Source organism: Mycobacterium genavense ATCC 51234 (assembly GCF_000526915.1).
Lineage (GTDB): Bacteria > Actinomycetota > Actinomycetes > Mycobacteriales > Mycobacteriaceae > Mycobacterium > Mycobacterium genavense.
This window is the reverse complement of record NZ_JAGZ01000016.1, coordinates 1-18,600: the sequence shown is the minus strand read 5'-3', so window position 1 is coordinate 18,600 and position 18,600 is coordinate 1. Positions and strand designations below refer to the sequence as shown.

Genomic DNA, 18,600 nt, shown 5'->3' with positions numbered 1-18,600 from the left:
CTGTGCCGTTTGCAGACCATGTTGGCAGAACTGACCCAACTTACATAGAACCGCCCATTACTCTTAGTCGCCGTGACGATACCTTGGACGCCGAGCCGGCTCGGCAACTTGACCGGCAAACGAGTCGTCGTGACCGGCGCGACCAACGGCGTCGGGCTGGGCACCGCGCAGGCGCTGGCCAAGGCCGGTGCCCACGTGATCATGGCGGTGCGCAACACCGAGCTGGGCAAGCAGCGGGCCGCGGCGATGGACGGCTTGACGTCGGTGATCGATCTCGCGGACCTGTCGTCGGTGCGCGCTTTCGCCGATCAGGTCGACGATGACATTGACATTCTGATCAACAACGCCGGCACGCTGACCGACCGTCGCAAGGAAACCGTCGACGGCTTTGAGATGACGATCGCCACCAACCTGCTGGGACCGTTCGCATTGACCAATCTGCTGCTGCCCCGGGTGCGTTCGCAGATCATCAACGTCGGCTCCGACGCGCACAAGTCGGCCACCCTGCGACTCGACGACATGCACCTGGGGCGCAACAAGTGGACGCGGCTGGGTTCCTACGCGCGGTCCAAGCTCGGGGTGATGCTGTGGGGGCTCGAGCTTGACCGGCGGCTGCGTGCCGCGGGATCGCCGATCGTCACTCAGCTCACTCACCCCGGCTGGGTGGCCTCGAACCTGTCGAACATCTCGGATGCCCCGTTGATGTCGTTGGTGCAAAAGGGTGTGACGGCGGTGACCGACCGGTTCGCCAACGACATCGACGAAGGCGCGGCGACTACCCTGTACTGCATCAGCGAACCGGTGCCGCCGGGTAGCTTCGTCGGTGTCAGCGGCAGGTTCGGCCTGCGCGGCGAGCCGGCGCTGATCGGCCGCACACCGCTGGCATCCGACTACGACGTGGCCGCCCGCCTGGTGGCGTTCGCCGAAGAACAGACCGGAACCAGGCTGGAGGTATAGGCATGGGTGAACTCGACAACTCGGTCGCCGTCATCACCGGCGCGGCGCGGGGCCAGGGCCGCAGCCACGCGGTGGCGCTCGCCGAGCAGGGCGCCGACATCATCGCGGTGGACATCTGCGCCGATATTGACGCGATTCCCTATCCACTAGGCACCAAAGCCGACCTCGACGAGACCGTAAAGCTGGTCGAAGCCGCAGGTCGCCGGGCGGTTCCCGGCGTTGCCGACGTGCGAGACCTGGCGCAGTTGGAGGCCGCGGTGCAGGCCGGCATCGACGAGCTCGGCGAGGTGGACATCGTCATCGCCAACGCCGGGGTGGTGGCGATCGGTGACACCGAAGCCCGCAGTGAGCCGGTGTTCACCTCGATCGTCGACACCAACCTCAAGGGGGTCTGGCACACGCTGCTCGCGACGGTGCCGTCGATCATTCGCAAGGGCCGCGGCGGCTCGATCGTGATGATCAGCTCGTCACAGGGGCTGACCGGCAAGGGCGGTGACGGCAGCGCGGCGATGTTCGCCTACGCCGCGTCCAAGCACGGCGTGGTGGGGCTGATGCGTTCGGCCGCCAATGCCTATGCGCCGCAAAAGATTCGGGTCAATTCGGTCCACCCGGCCGGTGTGACGACGCCGATGATCCTCAACGATTTCGTGGTGAACCGGATGCTGGAGAATCCGAATCCGGCCGTCTCCCAGATGCTGTTGCCCGACGTGCCGCTGGTCGAGCCGCAAGACGTGACCGAAGCGGTGCTGTGGCTGGCCGGTCCCCGGGCGCGCTACGTGACGGGCGTGTCGATACCCGTCGACGCCGGGCACATCGTGATGTGAGGCTAGCCCCGGACGACCTTGCCGGCCTTGATGCAGGACGCGCAGACGGTGAGGCGCTGCTTGTTGCCGCCGGGACGCGTCACGACGTGCACCGTCTGGACGTTCGGGTCCCAGCGCCGGCTGGTGCGCCGGTGGGAGTGCGACACCGACTTGCCGAAGCCGGGGGCTTTCCCGCAGATATCGCACACAGCGGCCATCGTTCAAGCTCCTCAGATGTTCGGGGGTCGCCGCGTAGAGATCGCGCCGCGACAGCTCAGGATACCGACTCATGCGGGCAACCACCAAAACGATCCACAACGGAGCGTCGGCTTACCTCTGACGGTGTCGCCACCGCTGGCTAGGCTCAATAGGCCGGTTGGCGGAGGAGGTGGGTCGGAAGTGGGCAGTTCGGATCGTCTGCTCGACGCACCGGCCCTGCGGGACTGGGCGCACACCGCGGTCAGCGACCTGATCACCCACATCGACGAGATCAACCGCCTCAACGTCTTCCCGGTCGCCGACTCCGACACCGGGGCGAACATGCTGTTCACGATGCGTTCCGCGCTGGCCGAGGCCAACGCGGGCGTCGGCGCCGACGGCGGCCCGCGATGCGTCGCCCGGGTGGCGGCCGCGCTGTCGGCAGGGGCGCTCAACGGCGCCCGCGGCAACTCCGGGGTGATCCTGTCGCAGATCCTGCGCGGTATCGCCGACGTCACCGCGACCGCGGCGGCCGAGTCCGGCGGGGAACTGCCGCACCTGGACGCGGTGCTGCTCGGGGCGGCGTTGCAGCGCGCCGTCGAGCTGGTCATCACCTCGATGGGCCGGCAGGAAGTCCCGGGAACCATCGTCTCGGTGCTGCGCGCGGCCGCCGACGCCGTCGAGGAGTGCGCCGACGACGGGCTGGCCTCGGCGATCACCGCCGCCGGCGATGCCGCCGTCGTGGCGCTGGAAAAGACCCCGGAGCAGCTCGATGTGCTGGCCGACGCCGGTGCCGTGGACGCCGGCGGGCGGGGTTTGCTGGTGTTGCTCGATGCGCTGCGCTCGACGGTCGGCGGCCAGCCGCCGGCCCGCACGGTCTACGAGCTGTCGCCGCGCGCCCAACCCACGCCGGGCGCCACCGAACGGCCCGCGCCGCAGTTCGAGGTGATGTACGGGCTGGACGGTTGCGACGCCGCGGCCGCCGACCGGTTGCGGCAGCGGCTCGAGGACCTGGGCGAATCCGTGGCGATCGCCGCCGTGCCGTCGGGCACCTACTCGGTGCACGTGCACACCGATGACGCCGGCGCCGCCGTCGAGGCCGGACTCGGAGTCGGGCGGCTGAGCCGGATCGTGATCTCGGCGCTGAGCTCCGGGGTCGTCGGGCTGCCCGCGGGCAGCTGGACCAAGGAGCGGGCAGTGCTGGCCGTCGTGGACGGGGACGGGGCCGCCGAGCTGTTCGCCGGCGAGGGCGCCCACGTGTTGCGGCCCGCCCCGGATGCGGGCGATCCGGCCACCGGCATCAGCGCGCACCAGCTGACGCGCGCCGTCGTCGACGCCGGTGCCGCGCAGGTGATGGTGCTGCCCAACGGCTATGTGGCCGCCGAGGAATTGGTGGCCGGCTGCACCGCGGCCATCGGCTGGGGCATCGACGTGGTGCCGATACCGACGGGGTCGATGGTGCAGGGATTGGCCGCGCTGGCGGTGCACGAGACGGACCGTCAGGCGGTCGACGACGGCTACACCATGGCCCGCGCGGCGGGCAGCGCTCGGTACGGATCGGTGCGCATCGCCACCGAAAGCGCGCTGACCTGGGCGGGCCGCTGTCAGCCGGGCGACGGCCTGGGCATCGCGGGGGACGAGGTGCTGATCGTGGCCGCCGACGCGGCGGGGGCTGCGATCGGTTTGCTGGATCTGCTGTTGGCGTCCGGCGGTGACCTGGTGACCGTGCTGGTCGGTGCCGGCCTGGACGCGGAGGCCGGCGCGTCGGTGACCGGTGTGCTGCACCAGCACGTGCACGATCACCACTCGGGCACCGAGCTGGTGACCTACCGCACCGGCCATCGCGGCGACGCTCTACTGATCGGAGTCGAGTAGCCGTGGCGTCGCTGAACGATCGGCTGGACTACGTGCTGGGCGCCAAGGCCGCGAAGCCCCTCGACGAGGTATTCGGCATCCGGACGGTCGATGATCTGCTGCGCCACTACCCGCGCAGTTACACCGAGACCGCCGCGAAATGGGATGCTTCCGACGATCGGCCGGAGGTGGGTCAGCACATCACTCTCGTCGACACGATCACCGCCACCCACTCGTTCCCGATGAAGAAGAACCCGCGGCGCAAATGCCTGCGCATCACCGTGGGCTCCGGACGCAGCAAGGTGACCGCGACGTTCTTCAACGCGGACTACATCAGCAAGGGCCTCACCGAGGGCACCCGGGTGATGCTGTCCGGTGAAGTCGGATACTTCAGAAACGCGATGCAGCTGACGCACCCCGACTTTCTCCTGCTGAATTCGGCGGGTGGACGCAACCGCGGCAGCAAGTCGCTGAAGACGATCGTCGACACCGCGCCGGCGCTGCGTGGCGAGGAGCTGATGTCGGCATTCGACGGCCACTTCTTTCCGATCTACCCGGCCAGCACCAAGCTGCAGAGCTGGGACATCTATGCCTGCATTCGCCAAGTGCTCGAGGTCCTCGACCCGGTGATCGAGCCGCTGCCCGCCGAGCTGCTCGCCGAACACGATCTGATGGCCGAAGACGATGCGCTGCGCGCGATCCATCTGGCCGAGGACGACACGACGCGCCGCAAAGCGCGCGAGCGGTTGACGTTCGACGAGGCCGTCGGCTTGCAATGGGCGCTGGCGGCGCGTCGGCACGGCGAGCTGTCGCAATCGGGGCCTCCGGCGCCGCGACAGCCGGCCGGTTTGGTGGCAGAACTGTTGCAGCGCTTGCCCTTTGAGCTGACAGCCGGACAGCGTGAGACGCTCAACGTGCTGTCGGAGACGCTGGCGGCCAATCGTCCGATGAACCGGCTGCTGCAGGGCGAGGTGGGGTCGGGGAAGACGATCGTCGCGGTGCTGGCGATGTTGCAGATGGTGGATGCGGGTTACCAGTGCGCGCTGTTAGCCCCGACGGAAGTCCTTGCCGCACAGCATCTTCGGTCGATCAACGACGTGCTCGGCCCGCTCGCGATGGCCGGCCAGCTGGGCGGGGCCGACAACGCGACGCAGGCCGCGCTGCTGACCGGATCGATGTCGACCGCGCAGAAGAACCAGGTACGCCGCGAGATCGCCGGCGGCGAGGTGGACATCGTCATCGGCACGCATGCCCTGCTGCAGGACGTGGTGCAATTTCACAACTTGGGCATGGTGGTCGTCGACGAGCAACACCGATTTGGTGTGGAGCAACGAGACCAGTTGCGCGCCAAGGCTCCCGCGGGCATCACGCCGCACCTGCTGGTGATGACGGCGACGCCGATCCCGCGCACCGTCGCGCTGACCGTCTTCGGCGATCTGGAAACCTCGACCCTGCGCGAGTTGCCGCGCGGCCGCCAGCCCATCACCAGCAACGTCATATTCGTACACGACAAACCCGCCTGGCTCGATCGCGCCTGGCAGCGCATTCGTGAGGAGGTCGCGGCCGGCCGGCAGGCCTACGTGGTGGCGCCGCGCATCGACGAGACCGACGAGCCGGAGAAGAAGGAGGACAACGCGCGACCGACGGAAACCGCCGAAGGCCTGTTCGAGAGGTTGCGCTCCGGTGAGCTGTCGAACTTGCGGTTGGGGCTGATGCACGGACGGTTGCCCGCCGAGGAGAAAGACGCCGCGATGGCGGCTTTCCGTAGCGGCCAGACCGATGTGCTGGTGTGCACCACCGTCATCGAGGTCGGCGTCGATGTTCCCAACGCCACGGTCATGCTGGTGATGGACGCCGACCGGTTCGGGATCAGTCAGTTGCATCAGCTGCGTGGCCGCATCGGCCGCGGCCGGCATCCGAGCCTATGTCTGCTGGCCACCTGGAGTTCGCCGGAGTCGCCCGCCGGCCGGCGCCTGCGTGCCGTCGCCGGGACTCTGGATGGTTTCGCCCTTTCAGAGCTGGATCTCAAGGAGCGACGGGAGGGAGATGTGCTGGGCCGCAACCAGTCCGGTCGGGCAATCAATCTGCGGCTGCTGTCGCTGGCCGACCATCTGGCCTACATCGAAGCGGCGCGGGACTTCTGCACCCGGACGTATGAGGCTGACAGCCAGAACCCCGGATTGGCTACGCTGGCAGCGCGTTTCACCGATACCGATCGCATCGAATACCTGGACAAGTCGTGACGCGCCAGCGACGATGCAGAGCGGAGCGATGAGGAGAAGTGGCGCAAGTGAATCGCAAAGTGCTGCTGTGGTTGTCGGCAGCCGCGGTGCTCGCGGTGCTGGTCGCCTATCAGACGCTGGGGTTCACGGCCGCCAAGCAGGCGGAGGTCGCCGCGCGTGCCGATGTGCCCACGGTGGTGCCGGGTACCGATGTGCTGGCCGGCATCGCCGTGGCACCACTTCGGCTGCACCGTTACGACTACCGTCGGGCGGCCTTCGGCGATACGTGGGACGACAACAATGACGCGCCGGGCGGCCACAACGGGTGCGACACCCGCGACGACATCCTCGACCGCGACCTGGTCGACAAGACCTACGTGGCGATCAAGCGCTGCCCCAACGCCGTAGCCACCGGCACCCTGCACGACCCCTATACCAACACCACCATCGCGTTCCAGCGGGGCGCCAAGGTCGGCGAAGCGGTCCAGATTGACCACATCGTCCCACTCGCCTACGCCTGGGACATGGGAGCTTTCGGCTGGCCGGATCCCGAGCGGCTGCGCTTCGCCAACGATCCGGCCAACCTGCTGGCGGTGCAGGGTCAGGCCAACCAGGACAAGGGCGACCTGCCGCCCGCGTCGTGGATGCCGCCGAACAGGGCCTTCGCCTGCCAATACGCGATGCAGTTCATCGCGGTGCTGCGGGGCTATCAGTTGCCGGTGGATCAGGCCTCGGCCGGGGTGCTGCGCCAGGCCGCGGCCACCTGCCCGACGGGCTGATGCGCGGCCGGGTCACGGTGTCGGGTGCTCCGGGCGACGCGTCGCCGATCGCGCAGCGGCGAGGATATCGTCGATGGGCGCGATGTCGCCCGCGGTGGTGCTTTGGTGGGCATACACGATGCGCCCGTCCGGGTTGACGACGAAGCTGCCCCGACCCTGAAGGACACCCGAAGCGGGTATGCGTGCCCGGCTTCCCGAACGCAGCGCGTGAACAAGGCGCCTCGGCGAGAATGCCGCGTAGCGGGTGATCGAGAAACGTTCAATCTCGGTGGCATTCTCCAGCTCGCGACCGGGATCGCTGACGCAGTCGAACGGGACGGCGCGTTGGGTGCATGCGTCGCAGACCGTGTCGATGTCGTCGTGGTAGACCAAAACCATCCGGGCTCCCACTGCGTCGAGCTGGTCTTTTATTTCGACGAGTTGGCGAGCGGCCTGTTGACAGAATGGGCACCACAGCCGGTGGAAAGCGACCACAACAGGTCCATCGGTGAGCATGTCCGACACAGTGACACGCCCGCCCACCGATTCGATGGCGACGTCGATCGGAAACTTCGCTCCCACAGTGAGACTCACGGCGACCTCCAACAGCTACTGCGTAAACCGAACCGGTGCACGACATCTCGTCTTCTGTACCAATCAGTACATAAAATGTACTGATTGGTACAATACGTATTTATGATCACCGAACCGACCACCGATCGGGGGAGAGCGACCGTCGCCCGGGTACTGGAGGCGGCCTGTGACTTGTTCGCGCGTCAGGGCGTTCGCGCGACGACACTCGACGACATCGGGGCCGCGGCCGGCGTGGGGCGTGGTCAGCTGTACCACTTTTTCGCCGGCAAGGCCGATCTGGTGGCCGACGTCGTCGCCTTTCAGGTCGAGCAGGTGCTATCGTCGGTCCGGCCGTCATTCGATGTGACGTCCACCGCCGCTGATGTGCGGAGATGGTGCGCGGAGGCGGTGCGAATGCACGCGTCCTCACGCGATCGCGTCCGCTGCCCGATTGGATCCCTGGTCTACGAGCTGGACGGGGGCGACGACGGGGCTGCTCGCGCGGCGCTGAAGGCTGGGTTCGCCCGCTGGGAGGAGGTGTTCACCGACGGATTTCGGCGACTCGCGGCGAACGGCGAACTGTCCCCCGGCAGCGACCCGGCGGTATTGGCGGCCGGGCTGCTGGCTGCCTGTCAGGGCGGCATGTTGCTCGCCGACATCAGCGGTGACGTCGGACCGTTGCGCCACGCCTTGGACACAGTGCTGGCCGCGGCACTCCCTGCGAAGCCAAATGCAAAGTCGCGTAAGCGAACTCGTGCTGTCGCCGTATCGCCGTCAGCCACGGGAGCCGACGGATAGGGCGGTATCCGGCCGCAACCACTCGTCAGGCGGACTGGACGACTCGAGTGTCAGACGGTTCTTCGTCACAACAGTCGTCATCCGCACGGCGTGCGTCTCCGTGACCGAATCGCAACTGCGATAGTACGGGCGCTATCGCGTTCGAGAAAAGGTGCCTAGATGTCTTCGAAGGTCTCGGGGTCCGGACGCAGCCGGGTTCCGTCGTTGAGCGCGTTGATCGCGTCCATGTGCTCGGCGGTCAATTCGAAATCGAACACGTCGAAGTTGGCAGCGATGTGCTCGGGGTTGCCCGAGCGGAAGATGGCCGCGTTACCCAATTGCAGGTTCCAGCGCAGCAGCACCTGCGAAGCCGTCTTGCCGTAGTCGTTCGCGACCGAGGTCACGGTGGGGTTGTCGTTCAACCTGCCCAGCGCCAGCGGTGTGTAGGACTGCGTCACGACATTGTGCTGAGCGTTGGTCTTGCGCATGTCGTCTTGATTGAGCAGCGGGTGCAGCTCGATTTGGTTGACCGCCGGCGTGGTGAAGGCCAGATCGATGACCATCTCCAGGTACTCCGCGGTGAAGTTGGCGACGCCGATGGAGCGGGCGTGTCCGGCCGCACGGACCTGCAGCAGCCCACCGAAGGAGTCCACATACTTGCCCAGCGCTGCAGCCGGCCAGTGGATCAGGTACAGGTCGACGTAGTCGAGGCCCAGTCGCTCCAGGCTGGCCTCGCAGGCATCCTGGGCGGCCCTGAGTCCTTGATCGGCGGTGGAGAGTTTGGTGGTGACGAACAGCTCCGCGCGGGGAATCCCCGAGGCCGCGATCGCGCGACCGACGGCCGCTTCGTTGCCGTACGCTTTGGCGGTGTCGATCAGCCGGCAGCCGACCTCCAGCGCCGCCGCGATGGCACGTTCGGTCTCGTCGTCCGACAAATCCGCGACGCCGAGGCCCAGCACCGGCATCGTGTTTTCGTCATTGAGCGTGATCGAGGGCATGACGAGGCCCGCGTCGCCAGTCAACGTCATTCACCTACCTGTGAAACTGAAGGTTCGTGGATCGGGACCAAGTCGAGTTCCATCGTCGAGCGAGGAAATCGTCGCCATTTCCGTGGCGCTGAGTTCGAAATCGAACACGTCGAAGTTGCTCGCAATCCGTGCAGGGTTCACCGACTTGGGGATCACGATATTACCGAGCTGAATATGCCATCTGATCAACACCTGGGCCGGTGTCCGCCCACATCCTTCGGCAACGCCGGTGACGGTCGGATGCGTCAGCAGCGCTCCTTGCCCCAGCGGCGCCCACGCCTCGGTCGCGATTCCGTGCTGGGCGTGCACTTTTCGCAATTCCGTCTGGGGAAAACGAGGATGCAGCTCGATCTGATTGACCGCGGGGACAATGCCGGTGGCGTCGATCAGAACCATCAGGTGTTCGGGCTCGAAATTGCTGACCCCGATCGAGCGGATCCGGCCCTGGTCGCGCAGATGGGAGAACGCCTTGACGGTTTCGACGAACTTTCCCAGCGCCGGCATCGGCCAGTGCACCAGGTAGAGATCGAGATAGTCCAGGCCAAGCCGGTCCATGCTGGCGTCGAAGGCCGTCAACGTGCTGTCGTAACCCTGCTCGGAGTTCCACAGTTTGGTCACCACGTAGAGTTGATCGCGCGGCATGTCGGATTCGGCAACCGCACGCCCCGTTTCCCGTTCATTGCGGTAGGCGGCGGTGTCGATATGCCGGTACCCGGCTTGCAGCGCTGCACTCACCGCCCGCTCGGTCTCGGCCGGAGGGACCTGGAAGACGCCGAACCCGACGGCGGGGATCGTATGACCGTCATTGAGGGTGACCAAGGGGGCTGCCGTGACACAGAGTCTGCCAGGCGCACCGAACCTCCATCTCGACGCCAAGCGCGGATTGACTCGCTGGGCGACTCGCATGCAGGACGTCGTCACCACCGTGGGCGTCAAGGCCATTCCGTGGATCCCGACCCCGGCCAAGCGGGTCATGTTCGGCGGCCGGTCGATCATCATCGACGGCAACACTCTCGATCCCACCCTGTAGCTGATGCTGTCCGGCCTGCGGCTCAGCGGGATCGACGGCCTGGCCGTCAACGGCGACCCGGTGGCATCTCGCGCGCAGATGCGTCAGTCGTTGCTGTCGCTGCCCGGTCCGCAGATTCACGTTATGGCCGACGACCTGACGATTCCCGGACCCGCCGGTGAGATCGGGGCGCGCCACTACCGACCGGCCAGCGGCGAGGCCACCGATTTGCTGGTCTTCTACCACGGCGGGGGCTGGGTGCTCGGCGACCTGGACACCGCTGACGCGCTGTGCCGGTTGACCTGCCGTGACGCCGGTATGCACGTGTTGTCGATCGACTACCGGCTGGCACCCGAGCATCCGGCATCGGCCGCGATCGACGACGCCTACGCCGCGTTCAAGTGGGCCTGGGAGCATGCCGGCGAACTCGGCGCCACCCCCGGGCGGGTCGCGGTGGGCGGAGACAGCGCGGGCGGCAACCTGGCCGCGCTGGTGTGCCAGCTGACCCGCGCCGAGGATGGCCCGGCGCCCCTGCTGCAGTGGTTGATCTACCCGCGCACCGACTTCACCGCGCAGACTCGGTCGCTGAGTTTGTTCGCCCACGGTTTCCTGTTGACCAAGCGGGACATCGACTGGTTCACCGCCTAGTACCTGCGCGGTACGGGCATCGACGCGTCCGACCCGCGGGTGTCGCCACTGCTGGCCGAGTCGCTGTCCGGGCTGGCGCCCGCGCTGATCGCCGTTGCGGGATTCGACCCGTTGCGCGACGAAGGCGAGCGCTACGCGACGGCACTGCAGGCCGCCGGCACCGCGGTGGATTTGCGGCGCCTGGGTTCGCTGACGCACGGTTTCGCCAGCCTGTTTCAGCTCGGGGGCGGCAGCGCGGCTGCGACCAGCGATCTGATTTCTGCCCTGCGCGCGCACCTGAGCCGGGCTTGATTTGCTCGAGTGCGCTCGCCGGTAATCTAGAAGCGCCGTCTTCGCCAGCCGACCCACACACAGAAGGATCACCGAGCCCGTGGCCGACAAATCGAAACGTCCCCCCCAATTCGACCTGAAGGCGTCAGACGGAAAGTCGGGCCGGCTCGTTCAGATCGGGGGGACCGCGTTCATCATCGTCTTCGCGGTCGCGCTAATGTTCTACATCGTGACGTCGCATCACGACAAGAAGAGCGGCGTCGCCGGTCAGGGCGACACCGTCCGGGTGACGTCGAGCAAGGTCGTCAACCAACCCGGGACCAACAATCCCAAGGCAGTGGTGACCTTCTACGAGGACTTCCTGTGCCCGGCCTGCGGCAACTTCGAACGCACCTTCGGGCCGACGGTCTCCAAGCTGATCGACTCCGGCGCCATCGCGGCCGACTACGCGATGGTGGCCATTCTCGACAGCTCCAAGAATCAGAACTACTCGTCGCGAGCCGGCGCGGCGGCGCTGTGCGTCGCCGACGAGAACATGGACGCGTTCCGTCGTTTCCACACCGCTCTGTTCAGCACCGGCATTCAGCCGGACGAGCGCGGCCCCAAATTCCCCGACAACGCGAAATTGATCGAGCTGGCGCGCGAAGCCGGGGTCGTCGGCAAGGTGCCGGACTGCATCAACAGCGGCAAATACTTGTCCAAGGTCACCGGGGAAGCCTCGAACGTGGGCATCACCGCGACCCCGACGATCAAGATCAACGGCGAGAACTACGACCCGTCGACACCCGATGCGTTGGTCGCCAAGATCAAGACCATCGTCGGTGACGTTCCGGGCATCGACGCACCCGTCGCTCCTGCGGGTTCGTGACGGTCGCCGTGTCGGCCGACCCCGCCGAGCCATCCGGCGACCCGACACCGGCTTCGACGCGTGACGTGCGGCTCAGCGCGTGGTGGCTGCTGACTGCCGGGGTGGTCGGGCTGGTCTGTTCGATGACCCTGACGGTGGAGAAGATCGACCTCCTGCACAACCCGTCCTATGTGCCGTCATGCAACCTCAACCCGATCATCTCGTGTGGCTCGGTAATGGTCACGCCCCAAGCCTCGGTGCTGGGGTTCCCGAACCCGTTGCTGGGCATCGTGGCGTTCACGGTGGTGGTGGTTGCGGGCGTCCTGGCGGTGGCGAAAGTACCGATACCACAATGGTTTTGGTCGCTGCTAGCGGCCGGGCTCCTGCTGGGTGCGGCGTTCGTGCACTGGCTGATCTACCAGAGCCTGTACCGGATCGGGGCGCTGTGTCCGTATTGCATGGTGGTCTGGGCCATGACGATCACGCTGCTGGTGGTGGTCGGCGCCATCGCGTTTCGTCCGCTGCTCGACGGAGGCAGTGTCGCGGTGCGGCTGCTCTACCAATGGCGGTGGTCGCTCACCGCGCTATGGTTTATCGCGGTGTTTCTACTGATCATGGTGCGGTTCTGGGACTATTGGTCGACGCTTCTGTAAGGAGTCGCAGTGATCTCCAAGGTGTTGGTGGCCAATCGCGGCGAGATCGCGATTCGCGCGTTCCGCGCGGCCTACGAACTGGGCGTCGGAACGGTGGCCGTCTACGCCTACGAGGACCGCAATTCGGTGCATCGGCTCAAGGCCGATGAGTCTTATCAGATCGGCGAGGTGGGCCATCCCGTGCGGGCTTACCTGTCCATCGACGAGATCGTCGAAACGGCCGCCCGGGCAGGTGCCGACGCGGTCTATCCCGGATACGGCTTTCTCTCCGAGAACCCGGCACTGGCCGCGGTGTGCGCGGCCGCCGGCATCACATTCGTCGGCCCTAGCGCCGAAATCCTTGAGCTGACCGGAAATAAGGCACGGGCAATCGAGGCCGCCCGTGAAGCCGGGTTGCCGGTGCTCACCTCCTCGGCCCCGTCGGCGTCGGTCGACGAGCTGGTGTCGGCCGCCTCGGACATGCGGTTTCCGTTGTTCGTCAAGGCCGTTGCCGGTGGCGGGGGACGAGGAATGCGGCGCGTCACCGACATCGACGCACTCACCGAGGCTATCGAGGCCGCCAGCCGTGAGGCCGAGTCGGCGTTCAGCGACCCTACGGTCTACCTCGAACAGGCGGTGGTCAAGCCACGCCACATCGAGGTGCAGATCCTGGCCGACAATGCGGGCAACGTGATCCACCTGCACGAGCGGGACTGCAGTGTGCAGCGTCGCCACCAGAAGGTTGTCGAATTAGCGCCCGCGCCAAACCTTTCCGCCGAGCTGCGGGACAAGATCTGCGCCGACGCCGTCGCTTTCGCCCGGCACATCGGCTACAGCTGTGCGGGCACCGTGGAATTCCTGCTGGACGAGAACGGTCACTACGTCTTCATCGAGATGAATCCCCGGATTCAGGTGGAGCACACCGTGACCGAGGAGATCACCGACGTCGACCTGGTGTCCAGCCAGTTGCGCATCGCCTCCGGCGAGACGCTGGAGGATCTGGGCCTGCGGCAGGAGAACATCGCACCGCACGGCGCGGCGCTGCAATGCCGGATCACGACGGAAGATCCGGCCAACGGCTTCCGCCCCGACACGGGTCGAATCAGCACCTACCGCAGTCCCGGTGGCGCCGGCATCCGGCTGGACGGCAGCACGAACCTCGGTGCGGAGATCAGCGCCCACTTCGATTCGATGCTGGTCAAATTGACCTGCCGGGGCCGCGACTTCCACACCGCGGTATCCCGGGCCCAGCGCGCGATCGCGGAGTTTCGGATTCGCGGGGTATCGACGAATATTCCGTTCCTGCAAGCAGTTCTGGAAGATCCGGACTTCCAGGCCGGCCGGATCACCACGTCGTTCATCGACGAACGGCCACACCTGCTGACCGCCCGCGGGTCGGCAGACCGCGGGACGAAGATCCTCAACTATCTGGCCGACGTGACGGTCAATCATCCGCACGGAACGCACCCGTCGACGGTGTACCCGCACGACAAGTTGCCCGAGGTTGATCTCGACGCCGTGCCGCCGGCCGGATCCAAGCAGCGGCTGGTCGAGTTGGGGCCGGAGGGTTTTGCGCGTTGGCTGCGCGAGTCGCCCGCGGTGGGCGTGACCGACACGACCTTCCGCGATGCCCACCAGTCGCTGCTGGCGACACGGGTGCGCACCAGCGGGCTGATGATGGTGGCGCCGTATGTGGCCCGGACGATGCCCCAGCTGCTGTCGGTGGAGTGCTGGGGCGGTGCGACTTACGATGTGGCGCTGCGCTTCCTCAAAGAGGATCCGTGGGAGCGGCTGGCCACGCTGCGCGAGGCAATGCCCAACATCTGCCTGCAGATGTTGCTGCGCGGCCGAAACACCGTGGGATACACGCCATATCCGGAATTGGTCACGTCGGCGTTCGTCGAAGAGGCAACCGCGACGGGTATCGACATCTTCCGGATCTTCGATGCGCTCAACAACCTGGACTCGATGCGCCCGGCGATCGACGCTGTCCGCGAAACAGGTTCGGCCATAGCCGAAGTCGCGATGTGCTACACCGGAGACCTGTCCGATCCGGGGGAGCGGCTCTACACGCTGGACTACTACCTCAACCTGGCCGCGGGGATCGTGGAGGCCGGTGCGCACGTGCTCGCCATCAAGGACATGGCCGGACTGCTGCGGCCCCAGGCCGCACACCAACTCGTCAGCGCGTTGCGCGCTCGGTTCGATCTGCCGATCCACGTGCACACCCACGACACCCCGGGTGGGCAGCTGGCCAGCTACCTGGCCGCCTGGCATGCCGGTGCCGATGCCGTCGACGGTGCCGCCGCGCCGCTGGCGGGCACCACCAGCCAGCCGGCGCTGAGTTCGATCGTCGCCGCCGCGGCGCACACCGAGCACGACACCGGTTTGTCGCTGTCACAGGTATGCGCGCTGGAGCCGTATTGGGAGGCGCTGCGAAAGGTATACGCTCCCTTCGAATCCGGGTTGCCCGGCCCGACGGGGCGGGTGTATCGCCACGAAATCCCGGGCGGCCAATTGTCGAACCTGCGCCAGCAGGCGATCGCGCTGGGATTGGGCGATCGATTCGAAGAGATCGAAGAGGCCTACGCTGGCGCCGACCGGGTGCTGGGCAGGCTGATCAAGGTCACCCCGTCGTCGAAGGTGGTCGGCGACCTGGCGCTGGCCCTGGTCGGTTCGGGGCTGACCGCCGACGAATTCGCTTCGGAACCAGCACGATTGGACATCCCTGAATCGGTGCTGGGATTTCTGCGCGGCGAGCTCGGCGACCCGGCCGGTGGGTGGCCGGAGCCGTTGCGCAGCGCCGCACTGGAGGGCCGCGGCTCTGCCAAGCCCGTCGAACAGCTGAGCCCGGAAGACGAGGCCGTACTGGCGTTGAGCGGGACCAAACGTCAGGCAACGCTGAACCGGTTGCTATTCCCCGGTCCGACAAAGGAATTCGAGGAGCACCGAGAAACCTACGGCGATACCTCGCATCTGTCGGCCAATCAGTTCTTCTACGGGCTGCGGCAGGGCGAGGAACACCACGTCGAGCTGGAGCGCGGCGTCGACCTGATCATCGGACTCGAGGCCATCTCCGAACCCGACGAGCGCGGCATGCGCACCGTGATGTGCATCATGAACGGCCAGCTGCGTCCGGTGCTGGTGCGAGACCGCAGCATCGCCAGCACCATCCCGACCGCCGAGAAGGCCGAACGCGGCAATGCCGACCACATCGCGGCACCCTTCGCGGGCGTCGTCACCGTTTCGGTGGCCGAGGGCGATCGGGTGAGCACCGGCCAGACGATCGCCACGATCGAGGCGATGAAGATGGAAGCTCCGATCACGGCTCCGAAGGATGCCACCGTCGCGCGGGTGGCGGTGTCGAGCACCGCGCAGGTCGAGGGCGGGGATCTGCTGGTGGTGCTGAGCTGACCCGGATCATCGGCGGCGTCGCCGGAGGGCGACGCATCGCGGTGCCGCCTCGCGGAACCCGGCCGACCACCGATCGAGTGCGCGAGTCGCTGTTCAACATCGTCACCGCGCGGCTGGACCTGAGCGTCCTGGCGGTGCTCGACCTCTACGCCGGTTCGGGCGCGCTGGGGTTGGAAGCGTTGTCCCGGGGTGCGGCGTCCGCGGTGTTCGTCGAGTCCGATCCTCGCACCGCGGCCATCATCGCGCGCAACATCGAGACCCTGGGTCTGCCCGGAGCGACGCTGCGCCGGGGTGCGGTGTCCGCGGTGTTGGCGGGCGGGGCTTCGTCTCCGGTCGATCTGGTGCTGGCCGATCCCCCGTACGAGGTCGCGGCCGCCGAGGTCGAGGCCGCGCTGGCCGCCCTGAGCGCCCACGGCTGGGTGCGGGAGGGGACCGTCGCGGTCGTGGAGCGTGCCGCCGCGGGCGCACCCTTGACCTGGCCGGACGGCTGGACGTCGTGGCCGGAGCGGGTTTACGGCGACACCCGTCTGGAGCTGGCCGAAGTTGGCTGATCCGCCCTGCTACGTTGGTCGCTTATGAGCGGCGCCGTATGCCCGGGCTCATTCGACCCGGTGACGTTGGGTCACATCGACGTTTTCGAACGCGCCGCCGGCCAGTTCGACGAGGTGGTCGTGGCGATCCTGACCAACCCCGCAAAGAAGGGCATGTTCGACATCGACGAGCGCGTCGCGATGATCGAGGAAGCGACGGCTCATCTGCCGAACCTGCGTGTCGAAGTCGGGCAGGGTCTGGTGGTGGACTTCGTGACGTCGCACGGGATGACCGCGATCGTCAAAGGCCTGCGCACCGACACCGACTTCGAATACGAGTTGCAGATGGCGCAGATGAACAAGCACATCGCCAATGTGGACACCTTCTTCGTGGCCACCGCGCCGCAATACTCGTTCGTGTCCTCGTCGCTGGCCAAAGAGGTCGCGACGATGGGCGGTGACGTCTCGGCGTTGCTGCCGGAATCGGTCAATCGTCGACTGCGCCAACGATTGTCGGGCTAGCGCTGCCTGTTAGAAGGGTGGGTCGTCGGGTAGGGGTGGTAGGTCGGAGGGGGTGGGGGTCCAGTCGGGGGGTAGTTCTTCGGGTTCGCGGGGTTGGTTGACCCAGATGCAGAAGGGGCTGGTGCTGGGGGTGCCTTGAAGGCGAAGAGGCTGTCGCGCATGTGGTTTCGGAATTTGCGTGCGGCGATTTCTTTGTTGCGGGCGCGTTGGCGCCGGTTGTGCGCGCGGGTGCGGGTGATGTGGGCGTGTCGTTGCTGGGTCCGGTCGCCGCGGGGTGGGGCCGCTGGGGTGCAGGCGGGTCGGCATGGCCCGAACAGGTCGACCCCGCCGGGGTGGGTGCGGTAGGTGCGCCCGGCAGGTGAGGTCCAGATGATGGTCGTCGGCTAGTTGAGTGTCGCGCCATCCGCCGAAGGTTTTGAGTCGATGGTGCAGGCGGCATAGGCATTTGAGATTGTGGTCGACGGTGTGGCCGCCGGCGGCGGGATCGTGGTGGTTGAACGCCACGGTGTGGTCGAGGTCGCAGATTTCGGCGGGGCGGGCACAGCCGGGGAAGCGACACGTCAGATCCCGGCATCGGATGAAGCGTTGCAGTGCCGCCGGTGGGTTGGTAGCGCAGCGCCTCGGCGGCGCTGACGATCGGGTCGACCCCGAGGTGGGTTGCGGTGTCGGCCAGGGCGCGGACCTGCTCGGCGTCGATAAGCCCGTAGCCCTCGAGGTAGCCCGGGGCCGCATTGTCGGCGTAGACGGTGGGCGCGGCGGCGATGACGTTGACCACGACGCGCACCCCGGCACCACCTGGGTGGTCGGCGGCGGGGCGGCCGGGCAGCCGGGCTGGTGGCAGCGGTAGGCCAGGGCGCGTCCTTGGATCAGGGCGGCCAGCGCGCCGGCGCGGCGCTGATCGAGGGTGCGCGGATCGGCGGCACACACCTGCCCGGCCAGCTGGGACAGCCCGCGATCGAAGGCCTTGGCGGTCGCGGCGGCGATGGTGCCGTAGACCTCGGCCATCCCGTTGGCCAGCGGGGACACCGCCAGGTAGCGGTCGGTGTCGGCGCTGTGGCGGCGCTGGCGGGCGGCATCGGGATCCACCGCGACCACCGCGGCGTCGACCGCGTTGACGATGCGTTGGCGCGACCAGCCCCGCCAGCTGCCCAGCCGGGCGGCCAGGGACCGGTCGACCCGGGCGATCAACGCCTCGTCGGTGATCAGGCCGGTGCGGGCGATGATCAACCGCACCGTGCGCCAATCGGTGCGGCCCTGGGCCAGCAACGCCGCCACCTGCGGCAGCCGGGTATCGAGTGCCTCGGCATCCGAGACGCCATAGCCGGCCGCCACCGCCGACAGGTTCATCGCCGCGGCCACCTCGGCCGCGGTCTGCTCACACCCGTCGATCACCGCAAACTCCCGCCGCTGCGCATCCCGCCCCGCCGCGGCCACCCGCTGCCGCAACAACGCCGCCACCACCGCCAACCGCCGCGCCACCAACACCGACTCCTGCCGATGCAACGACTCAATCTCGGCCACCAAACCCCCATCGAACATACATGCGATCATAAAAGGG

At 67.1% G+C, this 18,600-nt stretch carries 15 protein-coding genes and 2 pseudogenes; 12 read left to right on the top strand and 5 right to left on the bottom strand.

Annotated features, from left to right (window positions below; translation table 11 throughout):
- The first annotated feature begins 72 nt into the window (after positions 1–72).
- Positions 73–957 (top strand): SDR family NAD(P)-dependent oxidoreductase, encoded by an 885-nt coding sequence (locus T428_RS0122925; RefSeq protein ID WP_025738288.1) that lies wholly within the window; start codon positions 73–75, stop codon positions 955–957.
- A gap of 2 nt (positions 958–959) precedes the next feature.
- Complete coding sequence (locus T428_RS0122920; protein WP_025738287.1) at positions 960–1,781, top strand: mycofactocin-coupled SDR family oxidoreductase; 822 nt, start codon at positions 960–962, stop codon at positions 1,779–1,781.
- 2 nt (positions 1,782–1,783) lie between these two features.
- Here the strand turns inward: T428_RS0122920 and rpmB are convergent, their stop codons facing one another.
- Positions 1,784–1,978 (bottom strand): 50S ribosomal protein L28, encoded by a 195-nt coding sequence (gene rpmB, locus T428_RS0122915; RefSeq protein ID WP_025738286.1) that lies wholly within the window; start codon positions 1,976–1,978, stop codon positions 1,784–1,786.
- Between the two features lie 181 nt (positions 1,979–2,159).
- Here rpmB and T428_RS0122910 point away from each other — a divergent pair, with 181 nt between their 5' ends.
- The 3 genes from T428_RS0122910 to T428_RS0122900 are packed head-to-tail and all read left to right on the top strand — an operon-like array spanning position 2,160 to position 6,813.
- Positions 2,160–3,833 (top strand): DAK2 domain-containing protein, encoded by a 1,674-nt coding sequence (locus tag T428_RS0122910; RefSeq protein WP_025738285.1) that lies wholly within the window; start codon positions 2,160–2,162, stop codon positions 3,831–3,833.
- Positions 3,834–3,835: 2 nt separating this feature from the next.
- Positions 3,836–6,055, top strand: coding sequence for an ATP-dependent DNA helicase RecG (gene recG, locus T428_RS0122905; protein ID WP_025738284.1), 2,220 nt, complete (start codon positions 3,836–3,838; stop codon positions 6,053–6,055).
- A gap of 47 nt (positions 6,056–6,102) precedes the next feature.
- Positions 6,103–6,813, top strand: a complete 711-nt coding sequence (locus T428_RS0122900; RefSeq protein ID WP_025738283.1) for an HNH endonuclease family protein — start codon at positions 6,103–6,105, stop codon at positions 6,811–6,813.
- Positions 6,814–6,825: 12 nt separating this feature from the next.
- Here T428_RS0122900 and T428_RS0122895 read toward each other — a convergent pair whose 3' ends face one another.
- Positions 6,826–7,374, bottom strand: coding sequence for a peroxiredoxin-like family protein (locus T428_RS0122895; RefSeq protein ID WP_025738282.1), 549 nt, complete (start codon positions 7,372–7,374; stop codon positions 6,826–6,828).
- Positions 7,375–7,488: 114 nt separating this feature from the next.
- Here T428_RS0122895 and T428_RS0122890 point away from each other — a divergent pair, with 114 nt between their 5' ends.
- On the top strand, positions 7,489–8,163 hold the full coding sequence (locus T428_RS0122890) for a TetR/AcrR family transcriptional regulator (protein ID WP_025738281.1): 675 nt from the start codon (positions 7,489–7,491) through the stop codon (positions 8,161–8,163).
- A 155-nt stretch (positions 8,164–8,318) separates the two neighbouring features.
- On the opposite strand, the gene T428_RS0122885 is transcribed toward T428_RS0122890, so the two are convergent.
- Together T428_RS0122885 and T428_RS0122880 are read right to left on the bottom strand one after the other, a co-directional pair.
- The gene (locus T428_RS0122885; protein ID WP_169733699.1) at positions 8,319–9,164 is read right to left on the bottom strand and encodes an aldo/keto reductase; all 846 of its coding nucleotides are present in this window, start codon (positions 9,162–9,164) and stop codon (positions 8,319–8,321) included.
- A gap of 6 nt (positions 9,165–9,170) precedes the next feature.
- Positions 9,171–10,076, bottom strand: coding sequence for an aldo/keto reductase (locus T428_RS0122880; protein WP_084298848.1), 906 nt, complete (start codon positions 10,074–10,076; stop codon positions 9,171–9,173).
- On the opposite strand from T428_RS0122880, the pseudogene T428_RS30440 reads away from it, so the two are divergent.
- From T428_RS30440 to coaD, 6 genes and pseudogenes are all read left to right on the top strand, one after another.
- Positions 10,075–11,118: pseudogene (locus T428_RS30440) on the top strand (alpha/beta hydrolase). The gene T428_RS0122880 and the pseudogene T428_RS30440 sit on opposite strands and share 2 nt — an antisense overlap.
- A gap of 79 nt (positions 11,119–11,197) precedes the next feature.
- Positions 11,198–11,965: a DsbA family protein gene (locus T428_RS0122870; RefSeq protein ID WP_025738278.1), complete on the top strand. Its 768-nt coding sequence runs from the start codon at positions 11,198–11,200 to the stop codon at positions 11,963–11,965.
- On the top strand, positions 11,962–12,597 hold the full coding sequence (locus T428_RS0122865; RefSeq protein WP_036468742.1) for a vitamin K epoxide reductase family protein: 636 nt from the start codon (positions 11,962–11,964) through the stop codon (positions 12,595–12,597). The genes T428_RS0122870 and T428_RS0122865 overlap by 4 nt, the downstream gene beginning before the upstream one ends.
- A 9-nt stretch (positions 12,598–12,606) precedes the next feature.
- Positions 12,607–15,990, top strand: a complete 3,384-nt coding sequence (locus T428_RS0122860) for a pyruvate carboxylase (RefSeq protein WP_025738276.1) — start codon at positions 12,607–12,609, stop codon at positions 15,988–15,990.
- Positions 15,987–16,541, top strand: coding sequence for a 16S rRNA (guanine(966)-N(2))-methyltransferase RsmD (gene rsmD / locus T428_RS0122855; protein WP_025738275.1), 555 nt, complete (start codon positions 15,987–15,989; stop codon positions 16,539–16,541). Before T428_RS0122860 ends, rsmD begins: the two co-directional genes overlap by 4 nt.
- Positions 16,542–16,565: 24 nt before the next feature.
- Positions 16,566–17,042, top strand: coding sequence for a pantetheine-phosphate adenylyltransferase (gene coaD / locus T428_RS0122850; protein WP_025738274.1), 477 nt, complete (start codon positions 16,566–16,568; stop codon positions 17,040–17,042).
- Positions 17,043–17,051: 9 nt separating this feature from the next.
- Here the strand turns inward: coaD and T428_RS30435 are convergent.
- Positions 17,052–18,581: pseudogene (locus T428_RS30435) on the bottom strand (HNH endonuclease signature motif containing protein).
- Positions 18,582–18,600 lie beyond the last annotated feature (19 nt).